This window comes from Methylococcales bacterium (genome assembly GCA_030949405.1).
Taxonomy (GTDB): domain Bacteria; phylum Pseudomonadota; class Gammaproteobacteria; order Methylococcales; family Methylomonadaceae; genus WTBX01.
In genome coordinates, this window is record JAUZSN010000002.1 from 2594272 (window position 1) to 2610029 (window position 15758).

Genomic DNA, 15758 nt, shown 5'->3' on the forward strand with positions numbered 1-15758 from the left:
CGTAACACTTAAACTTCAAGCAAATGATTTATTATTAGCCTCGCCCAGCAATTAAAAAATATCTATTAATCATTAATTTTACCAGTCTCATTACACATTTACTCTATGAATAAACATCCTAATATTTTAATTTTAACGCTTATCTTATCTACAAGCTTTGCTCATACGGTTTACGCTGAAGAACTTGAAAAAAATACCGAAGAAAATAGTGATTCAGATTTAACCTTAGATTCAATGACGATTTACGCAACTCCTGATAAGCCTTTTGAAAAAACCGATTATATTAAAGAAAAACTTGGAATGGCGACTGACGGGGCCGATCTTTTAAAACAAACGCCAGGGATTTCAGTTATCCGACAAGGGGGAACCGCCAGTGATCCACTTTTAAGAGGACTGGGGGGAACACGTTTAAATATATCCATTGATGGGGTACCGTTTGCAGGGGCCTGTAATCATCGTATGGATCCTGCAACCGCGTATGTCACCCCAGGGTCTTTTGACAGTTTAACCGTTTTGAAAGGGCCTCAATCGGTTCGTAATGGTAATTCTATTGTGGGAACCGTTAATTTTGAGCGTGAACCCATTAAGTATGATGAATTAGGTTTTCGTACTTACAGTAGTTATTTATATGGAAGTTTTAATCAACAAAATGTAACCACGAATAGCTCACTAGGATTTGAGGACGGTTATCTTTCTTATAGCCACAATAATTCTCGGGGAAGTAATTATGTCGATGGGAATGGCAACGAAATTGATTTAACGTTTTACGATACGCGAAATGATCGTATTGCAATTGGCTATACCCCTGATGAAAATACGTTATTAGAACTTCATGGCTTGTTAAGTGAAGGCCAAATGGGTAATGCGACCATTCACATGGATGTTACTCGTTTAGATAGATCAAGTTATGGGGTTCATTTTGAGAAATCTGAAATTAACTCATGGTTAAAAAATATAGATCTTCGCTATGACTTTACCCATGTCAATCATGCGATGGATAACTTTACTTTAAGAGAATTAGAGCCTTTTCATGATTTTATTCTGATGGGACAATATTGGGATCGTCATTATGCTAAAGCCGAATCAACCATCGAAATAACCCCCGAAGTTGAATTAATTACAGGGGCTGAATATCGTCATGATAGTTATGATGCCAATGCCGCAGGGGGCCTAAGAGAATTTGTTGATACGCCCGAAAATATTTCACAAGAAGATCGAAATCATATTTTAGATTTTGATAATTTCGCGCTCTATACGGAATTAAGTTATCAAGCAAATGATAATTTACGCTGGGTTGCAGGAATGCGAGGCGATAGCTTAGGCACGCGTACAGGAACAATGCACGGAGCGGGAGAAACAAGTTCGATTGAACTATCAGGCTCTAACAAACATCGTCGTCAATTATTATTAGCCAGTTTTTTAAGAATGGAATATAACTTTGATGACGTGCCTATGATGCTGTCCGTGGGTTATGGTCATGCCGAAAGAGCTTCAGATTACTGGGAAGTTTATAGTATGGATGGCTTTGACTTGAGTGCGGAAGAAAATAATGAAGTCGATGGGGTTCTATCGTATCAAGGGGACGATTTAAGAGCCGAAATTTCAGGATTTTATAGCCATATTAATAATTTTATCTTAGTTCATCGGGGGGATTCTGCGGCAAATATTGTCGCTCACCGTATGGGCGGTGAATTTAGTGCCGCTTATGATTTACATGAATATGTCACCTTACAAGGCAATGTTTCCTATGTTTATGGAAAAAACCTCACTCAAAATGTTGCCTTAGCTCAAACGCCGCCTTTAGAGGCGATGGTCGGTCTTAATATTCATTATGAAAATTTTAGTGCCACCATTAATACCCGCTTTGTTGATAAGCAAAAACGTATTCATGAAGGCTACGGTAATGTATTAGCCCTTGATACAACCCCTACAATAGGCTTTATTACTAGTTCATTAAAACTTGCTTATAAACCACATTCTGCTATAGAATTCAAATTTGGTGTTGATAATATTTTTGATAAGGCTTATACCGAACATTTAAATCGTAATGCCTCAGCCAGTGCAGGCGGCCCTTCCGTCTTAAAGCTTAATGAACCGGGTCGTTCTTTTTGGGGACGAATTTCTATTGATTTTGATTACCCCAGTTAAAGCATTAAAAAATTTATTGATACTCTTTAGTCGTTAATTTTCAGGAAACAAAATGATAAATAAACAAATAAAAGCCATGACTTATGGCGTAATATCTTCATTACTCATACTTTCTTCTGCCAATGTTTCAGCTTCTTTTGACGGAACTCAAATGAATGTTAGATGGGAAATTTGGGATAAAGTAAACCCTGGTAAGGGGGGATCTGTCTTAGGGGTGACCGATGAAATTGATATTGTTGCCAGTAATACCACTAGCCCCGATATTAAAGATTTTCATAAGAGCCGTGGAACCTTTGAGCTTTGGGACATAGATTTTACTACCCAAGGCATTGATCTTACTTATACCAGCATTAATGTACGAGATGTTAATCATCAATATATGTATATGTCAGCGATGGGGTTTCATTTTGAAGATACTGAAAATAATTTACCTGACATTGTCAGTGTAACCGTGGCCAGTGAATTTACTCCCTTTGGCTTTAACCCTAATTTATTAACCTTTGATGCCAATAATATTTATGTCGATTTAACGGGGTCTATGTGTCATGTCGATGGGATGGCGAGTATGCCTTCGTGTACAAATATATCAAGCCCAACAGGCTATGATAATCAAATAAAACTCACCATTGTATTTGCTGATAATGGCGAAGTTAAAGTCCCTAGTACGAATACGGATAATGCACGTATTGATAGTTTATACGCTTGGGCAGAACAAAAATACCCTCAATTTTTCTCTTCCTCACAACAATCAACCGATATACAAGGTTATTACGCACGTCACTACCCTGAGAATGATATTTACTTAGGTTCAAAAGAGGGTCGTCTCTATGTAGTCGGTGCGCCCTTTGGTGGATTACTTGATTTAGGCGATTTAGAGAAATGGTATACTGATTTATCTTTATAAATCTTTAAAATTAGGTGGGCCTATTTGTCCACCTTTTACCTAAACCAAAAATAATGCCCCCAACAGTAACAAACCTCCCCATAAAACTAAGGTTAAATCAATTAAATGATTAGCCCGCTCAATATCTTTATTCTCAGGTAGTCGCTCGCTACCAAACAACGGTTTGTCTTTATACACCCCCTGATAAAAAGCCCCGCCCCCTAATTGAACATTTAAACTGCCTGCCCCCGCTGTCATCACAACGCCGCCATTAGGACTTTCTAATAATTTAGCTTGAGTTTTCCAACATTGCCACCCTAACTTTTTTTGTCCCCATAAAATATAACTTAATGCCGTTAATCGAGCAGGAATAAAATTCAAACCATCATCTAATCGTGCCGCTGCCCAGCCAAAATACACATAACGGGCATTTTTATAGCCCCACATTGCATCTAAGGTATTACAAATGCGATAGATAACAACCCCCGCAGCCCCGCCTATCATAAACCAAAATAAAGGCGCAAATATAGCATCCGCGCCATTTTCCAATACCGATTCAAGGGTTGCTCGTCTCACGGCTAATTCATCCATTTGGCTACAGTCTCGACTAACGATCATCGCTACTTTTTTTCGAGCTAAGTTTAAATCCCCCTGATCCAAAGCCTGTAAAACATCAACGGCATGTTGCTTTAAACTGTTCGCTGCAATACAAAAATATAAAATAATTGGCGCAACAAGCCCATTAAATAAACTAAATTGTTGTAAATAATAAAGAGGAAGGCTAAATACCGTTAAAAGGAGTATTAAAGCCACAATTCCCATTATTTTTTGCCCTGTCCCTGAAAATTTGACCTTAAGAAAATGATGTTCAATAACGCTAGCCAAGCGTCCAAAAAAAATTAAAGGGTGCCAACGTTTAGGCTCTCCTAAGTATAAATCTAACCCTACTGCAATAAAAATACTGGTTATCCATTCCATATTAATCCTGATTGATAATAACGAAAGGGGTAAGTCCCCCATTTAAGGCGTTGTCTTTGTTAATCGGCAACTGTTATCATGATTTTTTATTGATAATTATAAAAAAGGGTTCATGATGAGTAATGACTTTTTTAGCAGAATGACAACTGAAAATAGGTCTGGTGGCTTAGGCGGCTCTATTAAAGGCATACTTTTGGGTATTTTTTTATTTATCGTATCTTTTCCACTACTTTGGTGGAATGAAGGTCGCTCTGTTGAACTTTACAATAGCTTGGTCGAAGGGCAAAAATTAGTTATTTCTGTCTCATCTCAAACCATTAAACCCGCTAATAATGGTCAATTAGTTCATACTCAAGGCTTGGCAATGACCGAGGAGGTTTTACAGGATGAACCCTTTAATGTCTTTGCAACAGCCATTAAATTATCTCGCCATGTCACCATGTATCAATGGCAAGAAAATAAAACAACCGAAACAACGGAAAAAAGGGGCGGAAGTAGGGAAACTAAAATTACCTACACTTACAGTCAAGAATGGCACGATACATACATTGATTCTAAAAAATTCAACAACACGGAATATCACAACCCGCCTATAATCTATCCGAATAAAACGCTGCAAGCGACCCAAGTAAAATTGGGGGCTTATCAGTTAAATACCCAGCAGATTAAAAAAATTAACCAAAAAATTCCTTTGAGTCTTCACAATAGTCATCCCCCTGCCCTGCTCGCCAATAAAAAACTCACTTTAGTAGGAAATGAACTTTATTTAGGCTTTGATACCAATAATCCTGAAATTGGGGACATGCGAATTAACTTTCAAGTTGTTAACGCCACAACGATTAGCTTAATTGCCCAACAACAAGATAATCATTTTTTAGCCTATCAAACCGAGGCGGGAAGCCCTATCGACTTATTAAAATTAGGCTTAATGGATGCAACCGCCCTATTCAACGCAGAGCATAGAGAAAATACAGTAATCACGTGGGCCGTTCGTTTCGGGGGCGCATTCATCATGTGGTGGGGCTTGGTCATCATTTTTAAACCCGCGGCTGTTTTGGGACGTATTATCCCCATTTTAGGCGATTTAATTTCAATGGGGACCAAAGTATTCGCTTTTTTAATCACACTCCCCTGCGCGATGTTAACAATTGCATTAGCGTGGGTAGCTTATCGCCCCTTATTAGCAATGGGGTTAATCACCATCGCCGTTCTAGCTATTATCGCTATTAAACTTATCTCCGATAAAAAATTTCGTGGAATCTCTACCCAGTAAAAAGGCTATCAGTGGGGATCAATAAACTATTATTAATCGCCCACTGAATTTAAAAATAAAAAATCGAGTTTTATTTTTAGTTGAAAATTTTATTCATAGCTCGGTTGTACAAAATCATCACGTAGAAATAAACGGTATAAAACCGCCCCTGCTACAAACCCACTGATATGCGCCCACCAAGCAACCCCCGAACTTTCACCTTCAAAAAAAATAGAAGTGGTCGCTTCTTGTATTTGTAAGATCATCCAAAAACCTAAAAAAGCAATTGCAGGGATTTCCACAAAAATAGGTAATAATAAAATAGGAATCCAAACAACCACCCGTGCATAAGGAAACAAGAAGAAATACGCCCCTAAAACACCCGCAATAGCCCCTGATGCCCCAACGACTGGAATCGCTAATTCAGATGAAAAAAACCATTGAGTTAACATTGAAATAACCCCACATGCCAAGTAAAAGGCTAGAAATTTCCAATGCCCCATACTATCTTCTATATTTTTAGCAAAAATCCAAATAAACCAACTATTAATAATTAAATGTAACCAACCGCCATGTAAAAATAAACCACTTAAAAATGAAAGCCCATAATCTCTAGGAAATCCAAAATTTACAGCCCATTGAGGATCATAATAACGTAACGGCACCATCCCATAAAAATACAAAATAAAATGCTGTTGTTGTAAGTCCATTAAAAACTTCATACTCAAAAAAACAACAATGCAACTCGCCATTAACACCCAACTAATGTACGGGCGCGTGCGACTAGGAATGGAATCTCTAATAGGTATCATTTAGCTCACCTCAAGAAAGAGCAATAAAAATTATTTTTCTAAGTGGTCTACTCGACTTTCTAAATTTTTAAACTTTTTTAATAACAAAGGCAGTTTTGTTAAGGCCGCCAATTCTCGCCATGCTATTTTTCTATCTTTTGCAGGAAATCCAAACACCTGAGAACCTGCTTTTATATCTTGTGAAACCCCACTTCTGGCCATAACAACCGCTTGTTGTCCAATAGTCACATGATCTGCAATGCCCGAACTCCCCGCTAAGATGGCCCCATCTTCAATAACACACGAACCTGAAATTCCTGATTGTCCGCAAATAATAACATTTCGTCCCACTTTATTGTTATGGCCTAATTGGACTAAGTTATCAACTTTACTGCCCGCGCCTATCCTAGTAGAGCCTAATGCCCCTCTATCAACACACGTATTTGCTCCAATTTCGACATCATTTTCAATCACCACATTACCGACATGAGGAACTTTGATATGCTGATTATCACGATATTTATAACCAAAGCCGTCCGCGCCAATGACGGTTCCTGAGTGAATAATAACATTATCGCCAATTCGGGTATCATCATAAATTACGACTTGCGGATAAATTCGACAGTTTTTACCTATTTTTACATTCGAGCCTATTTGTACATTCGCTAAAATATGCGTGTTATCCCCTATTTCACTCTTTTCATCTATACTGGTAAATGCGCCAATATGAAGGGCTTCCCCCAAAACAACATCCTTTGCTATCACCGTTTGTGAGGCTATTTTAGCAACTCTTTTTTTGGATGGATGAAGTGCCGTCACCGCCTTTAAAAAACTTATTTCAGGATCGGCACAGATTAATAACGCCATTCCTTCAGGTGCATCGTCTAGCAAAAACTTATCTGAAACAAAACACGCGGAAGCCTTATTTTTTTTTAAATATTTAGCGTACTTGGGACTGCTTAAAACCGTGACCTGATTTTCTGTAGCCTCCATAATATCTGCGGCGGCGGTAATCTGGGTATCAGGGTTTCCATTACTCAGCTGCGCTTGACACAACTTACTCAGTGTTTCGATAGTCAACGTCATATTATTTCCAAATATCTAAAATGTTGGTGAAATCATCAGTCCATGGTTTCATATTAAAATACAGTGGGAGTTTCTGCCAATGACCAAGCCCATTTTTATCTAAACGTGCTAGGGTTTTAGGGTCTTTAGCCATAACCACCCAGTCTGTTGCGACCACTAAAGGCGCAGGATTTTTAGGTTTAAACTCTTGAATTAAGGCCGCTAATTTTAGCTGCTTTGCATGATCGGCAATTACTTTTTTAATCTCTAAATGACGATTAGTAATATGAAAGGCTAGAATTCCTGTCGGTTTTAATTTATCAAAATAAAGCCCCATCGCTTCCTGAGTCAGCAAATGAATAGGAACCGAATCTGAACTAAAGGCATCTAAAATTAATAAATCAAATTTTTCGGCGGGTTCATTTTTTAACGATAACCGCGCATCCCCAATACGCATCGTTGCATTTTTTGCACACAAGGATAAATAATCAAAATACTTGGGATTCTTTGCAATATCAACCACCAAAGGATCAATTTCATAAAAAGTCCAATTTTGTTGCGGCTTTGCATAGCAGGCTAATGCGCCCGCCCCTAATCCTACGGAACCAATGACCCATTGATTATTATCCGTGTCAAAAGCTTTAAACAACTGCCCCATCGGTCCTGGACGGCTATAATAGGTTAAAGGAATTTGTTTTAAATGAGAGGGCAATCGTTGTGCGCCATGCTTAGTGGTTCCATGAAATAATTCATGATATTTTTCAGGTTGATTGGTTTCATTTCTAAGTACCGCTTCTCGAACTGAAAAAACACCAAAAAAGCTACGTTTTTGATAAAGGGTATGAGACAGTGAGCTGTGCAACCCAATACTAAAAAATAACAACGTCCCCGTTAATAATGCCAAGGTCACCGCTTGTTTTCTAAAAGCGTACGTTAAGCCTGCAAATAAAATTAACCCACCGCCAATACTGTCTAAGTAGTTTGGAAAATCATCAACAAACGTATAAATGCTTAACCCCACGATAAACACTAAAAGAGGAAAAACCCCTTGTAAGGCCACTCGTTTTAATCGCTCTACATTTAAGTTATCACTGGCTAACACACCAGGGCGAAGGAGTAAGGCCGCCACAATCATAATCGGGTATTCATAAACCGCATTGAATATAAAAGGCGCAATAAAGGTATTAAACATACCGCCCAACATCCCTGCAAATGACATAATCAAATAGAAGGTGGTTAGATGGGCCGTAGAGGGCCGTGATTTTGCTAATTCCCCATGACAAACCATCACGGCTAAGAAAAAAGCCAGTAAATGTAACAATAAATCGAGCCAATACGGTAATAGGGCAGGATTAATAAAGGAGTACGCAATAAAAGGCAATAAAACCACAGGTTGAAAACTCACCATTAATGGATGAATTTTATCCGCCCATGATGAAAAAACCAACACAAAGGTTAATAAAAATAAGGTTAAAGGAATAATCCATAATAATGGAACGGATGCTATATCTGTACTGATAAAGTTGGTTAACCCCAATAACAAACTTGACGGTACAAAAGCAAGCAGTCCCCAATGAATCTGCCTATAAAGTGTTAATGTTTCCGTTTCCACTTCTATTTTAGGTTCTAATGGCTCAATTGTTTCAGTAACGGGTTCTTGCTTCGAGGACTGCCATAACAACGCCGCACACGCTAGAATCAAGAGACATAAAAAGACATACCCCCCACTCCAAACTATTTTTTGAGTCGCTAAACCAATCGTCGGTTCAATCAAAAAAGGGTAACTCAATAACGCTAATAAACTCCCTGAATTACTCGCTGCATACAAATAGTAAGGATCATGACTGGTATCATGTCCCATATTCGCGAACCATTTTTGCAATAAAGTTGACGTGGTCGAGACCACAAAAAAAGGCAAGCCAATGGCTAATAATAAAACCCACATTAACCAACCTGTCGGGTTACTTTCGGTCGGAGGAATAATATTTTCAGGCAACGCAACGGGCAAGGCCAAAAAACTTATCATAATGACCGCAGCATGAATTTGAATTTGTCGATGTTGTTTTGTCTGTGAGGTCAGCGTATGAGCATACAAATAGCCTAAAAACAAAATGGTTTGATAAAAAACCATGCAGGTATTCCAAACTGCGGGGGAGCCACCTAATAAAGGGAGTAATGTTTTTCCAAACATCGGCTGAACAACAAACATCAACGATGCACTGATGAATAAAGTAAAGGCAAATAAAAGAATTAAAGAGAAATTACGTTGAGAATTTGGATTCATGGTTCAATTAAAATATATTTATTATTTTTTGGCTACCAACTTAAGACGAGATACTATGGAGCGAGGCTTAACCGTTCGTCCTGAGTCCAGTCGAAGGGCGGACGGTTAAGCCCAACGTGTCCCATCTTAAGTTGGTAGTCTATTTTTGTGATACTTAAGACATCTAATTTATAATCCTAAGGAACGTGCATGAAATAGCGTAGGCAACTTAATTCAAAAACGTTGATAACTCAAGGCTTATAAATTTAAGTTGCATGACTTAATTCGTGCTTATTCCTAAGCAGGGCGTTTTAATAACTTAATGCGGTTCATTTTCTATTTCTTATCGCGACTACTTATTCAAAATAACTTCCAAAACCAATTTACTCCCAAAATACGCTAAGAGTAAAAGTAAAAAACCGACCAGCGTAAAACGTACCGCTGTTTGTCCTCGCCAACCATAGTTTAATCGCCCCGTTAACAGTGCGGAAAAGATCAGCCACGCAACAATGGATAAGACGGTTTTATGAACTAAATGTTGTGCAAATAAATCCTCTATAAATAAAACCCCTGTCAATAATGAGGTCGATAAAAAGATTAAACCGATCGTAATCATTTGAAACAAAAGGGATTCCATCGTTTGTAACGCAGGTAAATTTAAAATAAATTTTCGAGGCGGGTGACAGCGTAATTGTTTTTCTTGAATCGCTAAAAATAAAGCCTGTAGGGCTGCAATACTTAACAAACTAAACGCTATAATTGAGCTAAAAATATGCGCATTCATTTGCCAACTATAAGATTGAAAACTTGAATACTTATCAGGAAAAATAACATCTAACGCTAATAATAGAGCTGTAAAGGGAAAAATAACGAGACCTAATTTTTCAACAGGTTTCGTTAGACTGGCTAAAAGCAATAATAAAACAACTAACGCTGAAATCAAAGAGGCGGTATTAAATAAACTAAAATTGAAATAGTTCATCTGTAAAAAAACCACACCAAGATAAATAAAATGTACGATAACCGCTAACCAGGCTGAATAAATGGCTATAAATCGTTTTGGTTGTTGGCAAAAACCTTTAATTAAACAAGCACTACCCCCCAAATAAGCACAAATAGAAAGCAGAGCAAGTAGATTAACATTCATGATAAAGACTCGTTTAAATTAAGTAAACTAATAAGGGCTTAGGGGTAGGGTATGGTAATATATTCAGCCTGTTTGTCCTAATGCTCATCATTTCTGATAGATTGATTTTAGCTAAGGATGCGTATTTAAATTGATAAAGACTTAAAAATATAACTATGTTTGATAATTTAACCGACCGTTTAAGTGGTACCCTTAAAAAAATAAAAGGTCAGGGCAGACTGACTGATAACAATATAAAAGAAACCTTACGCGAAGTAAGAATGGCTTTATTAGAAGCCGATGTTGCCTTGCCTGTTGTGACTGATTTTATTGAACGCGTAAAAAACAGAGCCTTAGGTCAAACCGTACAAACAAGCCTTTCACCTGGACAAGCGTTAGTCAAAGTTGTTCAAGATGAGCTCATCATGGTGATGGGTGAGGCCAATGAAGAACTGGATTTAAAAACCAATCCCCCCGCCATTATCTTAATGGCCGGTTTACAAGGCGCGGGTAAAACAACCACCGTTGCTAAATTAGGCCTTTGGTTACAAAAAAATAAAAAGAAAAAAGTAGGGGTTGTTAGTGCCGATGTTTATCGCCCCGCAGCGATCAAACAATTAGAAACTTTAGCGAATGATTTAGACTTAACTTTTTTTGACAGTGATATTAGTCAAAAACCTGTTGATATCGCCACCAACGCCATAGCCGCCGCTAAAAAGCAGTTTCTTGACGTAGTGATTGTTGATACCGCAGGACGTTTACATATTGATGACGAAATGATGGGCGAAATCAAAGCCCTTCATGCGGCCATAACCCCTGTTGAAACCTTGTTTGTTGTCGATAGTATGACAGGGCAAGATGCCGCTAACACGGCAAAAGCATTTAACGATGCCCTCCCTTTAACAGGGGTTGTATTAACCAAAGCTGATGGGGATGCCCGTGGTGGAGCGGCCTTATCGGTTCGGCATATTACAGGGAAGCCGATTAAATTTATCGGGATGGGTGAAAAAGCGGAGGCTCTTGAACCTTTTTATCCTGAACGTATCGCCTCTCGTATTTTGGGCATGGGGGATATGTTATCCCTGATTGAGGAAATAGAGCAAAAAGCGGATAAGAAAAAAGCGGATAAATTAGCCTTAAAAGTCATGAAGGGTAAAGGTTTTGACCTAGAGGATTTTCGTGAGCAATTAGAACAAATGCACAACATGGGCGGGGTAAAATCAATGATGGATAAATTACCTGGAATCAATGACGTTCCCGCGCATTTAAAAGATCAAGTCAATGACAAAGCGTTATCTCGACAAATTGGGGTTATTAATTCAATGACGATGCAAGAACGCCGCACCCCTGATTTAATAAAAGGAAGTCGTAAACGTCGTATTGCAGAAGGGGCTGGCCAAGAACTACAAGATGTCAATAGAATTTTAAAGCAGTATAAAATGATGCAAAAAATGATGAAACGAATGAAAAAAGGGAATTTAACCAATATGATGCGCGGCATGAAAAGTAGCCTACGTGGAATGCGTCCTTAACCGAATTGAAATTTTAAGAGAGCCGCCACTCCTGAATGCTTAAGATCAACGGCTCTTTACTATTGACTAACAAAAGAGTCCTTTATGAAACTGTTAAGAATTATTGCTTTATTAGTGATAAGTCAACAAGCGAACGCACTAGAGGCGTTAACTGTTAACGAAGTCTCTCAAGGTATTTATGTTCATTTTGGAAAGCACCAAGTACCCGATACCAAAAATCATGGGGCTATTGCAAACATAGGGTTTATTGTCGGTAAAAAATGTGTTGCGGTCATTGATTCAGGCGGTAATCCGACGCAAGGGGCCGCCTTAAAAAAAGCCATTACCCAAACGACTAGCACGCCTGTTTGTTATGTCATTAATACCCATGTTCACCCCGATCATATTTATGGCAACCGTGCGTTTAAAACCGCTGGGGTTGAATTTGTAGGTCATCATAAATTAGCCAGAGCTATGGCTGTTCGTCGTGATTATTATTTAGATAAAGCGGCTGAATCACTGGCCATCAACCTAAACATTCATGACATTATCCCCCCAACAATTAATGTAGAAGACCATTTGACACTTGATCTAGGCGGACGTAAATTAGAGTTAACCGCCCACCCAACCGCTCACACCGATAATGATCTCAGCATTTATGACAAACAGACCCAAACTCTCTGGTTATCTGATTTATTATTTCGGGAACATATCCCTGTCCTAGATGGGAGCATCAATGGCTGGTTAGCTGAATTAGCACGTTTAGAAAAGCAATCGTATGACTATGTGATTCCAGGGCATGGTGCGCTTGTGACCGATTGGAAACATAGCTTACAACCTCAAAAACGTTATTTAACCTTATTGCGTGATGAAATTCGAGTGATGATAAAACAGGGTAAATTCTTGGAAGAGGCGGTTGAATCCGTCGCCTATTCTGAAAAAAACCGCTGGAAATTATTTGAACAGTTTCATCGTAAAAATATCACAGCCGCCTTTGCAGAATTAGAATGGGAAGACTAATAATGAGGCGGGGGCTGGTTATCATCCGACGAGGTTGATTCCATATTATCCGCCAGTGTTTGCTGGCGTTGATGCAACAGTGTTAATGAATTTTCTAAACGATAAAGTTGTTTTTGTTGGTCACTAATAATATCATTCAGTGAATGCAGCAAATCTTCTTGGTACGCTACTTTAATTTCCAGCTCAATTATTCGCGTTTCACTCATAATTTTTTCAGACTCCTTAAAAATAAAAAACCCCGATAAAATCATCGAGGCTTTAAAAAAATACCTTTAAAAACGGAAATTAAATTTTACCGTCTAATCCCATTTGAAAATATTTATGGGTAATAGAATCTTGATTTTCTAACAACCAATCAATACTCGGTTCATTATTCATGGCTTTTTTAATCGCCAATGCCGTCGCTTTACGATGAATATCAAATAAAATTTGATGATCTAAATTATCATCGGTTGCCACACTAGGGTTTAACCAAACCGAACAAATAATCCCTAAATCATTGGCTTTTTCTTTAGGAATATCGCCTGCACGTACCGCATCTAAAACGCCATTCGCAATAGCCGCTTGTACCGTTCCCATTAAAATATTCGTATAACGATTATTATTTACCGTTACTTTACTCACCATTAACGTAACAGGGCGAACTTGAATATCCGTATTTAAAATAGCAAATACTTTTGAGTGACCTTTCGCTTGATCCCCTGTTAAGGTAGCTAATGCAGTCCCAACAGGTCCATCTAATTCACCAATGACAATCTCAGGTTCTGCCGCTGTTCCTCGGGGTCCACCTGCAACTAATGCCTCACCTGTACGCAATACGATTCTATCACTCATTTTTTGACTCCAAAGTATTTATAAAATAGATTTAATTAGATAGAATACCATGATTCCCCTCTATTTTTAACCTTTAAGATGCCACAAAAACTAACCAGTATCGACCACGACCGTTATGTTGTGGGCTTAACCTATGTCTATCCTGTGATTTCAAGACGTGCAGGGGGATTATCAATAGGCATTAATTTTAATCCCAATAACGCCTGTAATTGGCGTTGTATTTATTGCCAAGTCCCCGATTTAAAAAAAGGCGCGGCTCCTAATATAGAGTTTAAAACCTTAGAACATGAATTAAATAATTTTTTAGCCGATGTTTTAGAGGGGGATTTTTATCAACGGTTTAATGTTCCCGACGCTCAACGTGTTATTAAAGATATTGCTATCTCGGGTAATGGTGAGCCGACGAGTGTTAAAGAATTTGCAAAAGCCATTACGGTTATCGGTGAATGCGCAACAAAATGGAGCGTTTTACCGCAAGCAAATTTTGTCCTCATTACGAATGGGAGTTTCATCCATCGTCAAGACGTGCAACACGGGCTAAAACGACTGAAGGATTATCAAGGTGAAATTTGGTTTAAAGTGGACAGCGCAACGTCAGAAGGTATTTCATTGATTAATAACAGTTCAATGTCACCTCAAGCACAGTTTTCAAAATTGATAACCGCCACTCATTTATGCCAAACTAAACTACAAACCTGTTTCGTTAATTATCAACATCAAGGGCTTTTAGACTCTGAAAAACAGGCTTATTTAACCCTTATTCAGCGTTTAAAACCGCTCAATTTAATCAACGAAATTATGTTGTACACGATTGAACGCCAATCATTTCAAAAAGAAGCGGTTGATTTAGAAAAAATGCCATTTGAGACCCTAGAGTCGTTGGCTAATGAGATTAGAGAACTAGGTTTTCACGTTTCGGTTTCAGGATAAATACAAACTATTTGGATCGTTTGGTTTTTAAGGTAAAGGTGACAGGCCCATCATTCACTAAACTCACCTGCATATTGGCACCAAATTCTCCAAATTGCACCCGTGGGTAAATTTCTTTAGCATGATGTTGTAAATAATTAAACAGCAAACGACCTTGCTCAGGTGAGGCGGCGCGATGAAAACTAGGACGATTACCCTTTTCTGTATCCGCGGCAAGGGTAAATTGAGGAACTATTAATAAGCCGCCCTTAATATCGCTTAAACTACGATTCATTTTTTCATCCTGATCGGCAAAAATGCGATAATTTAAAATTCGCGCCAACATCTGAATCCCTTCTTTTTCAGTGTCGTCTTTTTCAACCGCCATTAAGGCCATAATACCCTGTGGAATAGAGCCTATCACTCGCGTATTCACACTCACGCTGGCCTCAGTTACGCGCTGGATAATTGAAATCATATTTTTTATTTTGAATAATTAACGGTTAACCTTAGAACAATACATCATCCCTTTGTCAGTGAGAATACATGAGCCATCGATAACGGTATCTCCATCACCCCCATCAATAATTTCATCACTGTTTAAATCATAATTTTTATACGAATGAGGCTGTGAAACCTTAATTAAATCCCCTTTACCTTTAGGAATAACAGGGCAATGACGATAAGCACAGACATCAGGTTTAAACTCACCGTTAGCCCCCAGATCGTATTCGCTCAAATCATATTGACTAATATCTAAGCTTAATTCGTTCATAACGGCCCGTTGTTGATCGCATTTAAATTTCAGTAATCCGCCTAAATTAGCGTGTATCATACTGTGATTCAATGATCCGATTTCATCTTCACCCTCAATCGCATTATTTTCAAACGCATCATTATCACTCATCGCCTTGCCATAAATTATTAAAATATCGTATTGCCGTTATCTAAGTGCCTCAGTCAACTCGCCGAGACTTT

General features: G+C 38.4%; 15 protein-coding genes. 6 read left to right on the top strand and 9 right to left on the bottom strand.

Features of this window, described 5'->3' with window-relative positions:
• The first annotated feature begins 105 nt into the window (after positions 1-105).
• Both Q9M50_13310 and Q9M50_13315 read left to right on the top strand, forming a co-directional pair.
• The gene (locus tag Q9M50_13310) at positions 106-2148 is read left to right on the top strand and encodes a TonB-dependent receptor (protein ID MDQ7091591.1); all 2043 of its coding nucleotides are present in this window, start codon (positions 106-108) and stop codon (positions 2146-2148) included.
• A 52-nt stretch (positions 2149-2200) separates the two neighbouring features.
• Positions 2201-3052, top strand: coding sequence for a hypothetical protein (locus tag Q9M50_13315; protein MDQ7091592.1), 852 nt, complete (start codon positions 2201-2203; stop codon positions 3050-3052).
• Positions 3053-3091: 39 nt separating this feature from the next.
• Here the strand turns inward: Q9M50_13315 and cbiB are convergent, their stop codons facing one another.
• Positions 3092-4051: an adenosylcobinamide-phosphate synthase CbiB gene (gene cbiB / locus Q9M50_13320; GenBank protein ID MDQ7091593.1), complete on the bottom strand. Its 960-nt coding sequence runs from the start codon at positions 4049-4051 to the stop codon at positions 3092-3094.
• A 73-nt stretch (positions 4052-4124) separates the two neighbouring features.
• Between cbiB and Q9M50_13325 the strand changes: the two genes are divergently transcribed.
• Positions 4125-5282, top strand: a complete 1158-nt coding sequence (locus tag Q9M50_13325; GenBank protein ID MDQ7091594.1) for a TMEM43 family protein — start codon at positions 4125-4127, stop codon at positions 5280-5282.
• 89 nt (positions 5283-5371) lie between these two features.
• On the opposite strand, the gene Q9M50_13330 is transcribed toward Q9M50_13325, so the two are convergent.
• From Q9M50_13330 to ccsA, 4 genes are all read right to left on the bottom strand, one after another.
• Entirely contained in the window at positions 5372-6073 is a 702-nt protein-coding gene (locus Q9M50_13330; protein ID MDQ7091595.1) for a rhomboid family intramembrane serine protease, read from the bottom strand.
• A gap of 30 nt (positions 6074-6103) precedes the next feature.
• The gene (gene lpxD, locus Q9M50_13335) at positions 6104-7138 is read right to left on the bottom strand and encodes a UDP-3-O-(3-hydroxymyristoyl)glucosamine N-acyltransferase (GenBank protein ID MDQ7091596.1); all 1035 of its coding nucleotides are present in this window, start codon (positions 7136-7138) and stop codon (positions 6104-6106) included.
• Position 7139: 1 nt separating this feature from the next.
• Positions 7140-9401: a fused MFS/spermidine synthase gene (locus Q9M50_13340; protein MDQ7091597.1), complete on the bottom strand. Its 2262-nt coding sequence runs from the start codon at positions 9399-9401 to the stop codon at positions 7140-7142.
• A 331-nt stretch (positions 9402-9732) separates the two neighbouring features.
• The gene (gene ccsA / locus Q9M50_13345) at positions 9733-10527 is read right to left on the bottom strand and encodes a cytochrome c biogenesis protein CcsA (GenBank protein MDQ7091598.1); all 795 of its coding nucleotides are present in this window, start codon (positions 10525-10527) and stop codon (positions 9733-9735) included.
• 155 nt (positions 10528-10682) lie between these two features.
• Here ccsA and ffh point away from each other — a divergent pair, with 155 nt between their 5' ends.
• Positions 10683-12038, top strand: a complete 1356-nt coding sequence (gene ffh / locus Q9M50_13350) for a signal recognition particle protein (GenBank protein MDQ7091599.1) — start codon at positions 10683-10685, stop codon at positions 12036-12038.
• Positions 12039-12122: 84 nt separating this feature from the next.
• Positions 12123-13037, top strand: coding sequence for a quinoprotein relay system zinc metallohydrolase 2 (locus Q9M50_13355; GenBank protein MDQ7091600.1), 915 nt, complete (start codon positions 12123-12125; stop codon positions 13035-13037).
• Here Q9M50_13355 and Q9M50_13360 read toward each other — a convergent pair.
• Both Q9M50_13360 and fae read right to left on the bottom strand, forming a co-directional pair.
• Positions 13034-13243, bottom strand: coding sequence for a SlyX family protein (locus tag Q9M50_13360; protein ID MDQ7091601.1), 210 nt, complete (start codon positions 13241-13243; stop codon positions 13034-13036). The genes Q9M50_13355 and Q9M50_13360 overlap by 4 nt on opposite strands.
• A gap of 79 nt (positions 13244-13322) precedes the next feature.
• Positions 13323-13871: a formaldehyde-activating enzyme gene (gene fae / locus Q9M50_13365; GenBank protein ID MDQ7091602.1), complete on the bottom strand. Its 549-nt coding sequence runs from the start codon at positions 13869-13871 to the stop codon at positions 13323-13325.
• 78 nt (positions 13872-13949) lie between these two features.
• On the opposite strand from fae, the gene Q9M50_13370 reads away from it, so the two are divergent.
• Positions 13950-14801, top strand: coding sequence for a radical SAM protein (locus tag Q9M50_13370; protein MDQ7091603.1), 852 nt, complete (start codon positions 13950-13952; stop codon positions 14799-14801).
• Positions 14802-14808: 7 nt separating this feature from the next.
• Here Q9M50_13370 and dtd read toward each other — a convergent pair whose 3' ends face one another.
• On the bottom strand, positions 14809-15258 hold the full coding sequence (gene dtd, locus Q9M50_13375; GenBank protein MDQ7091604.1) for a D-aminoacyl-tRNA deacylase: 450 nt from the start codon (positions 15256-15258) through the stop codon (positions 14809-14811).
• Positions 15259-15276: 18 nt separating this feature from the next.
• A complete protein-coding gene (locus Q9M50_13380) occupies positions 15277-15687 on the bottom strand; it encodes a hypothetical protein (protein MDQ7091605.1) in 411 nt (136 codons plus the stop codon).
• Positions 15688-15758 lie beyond the last annotated feature (71 nt).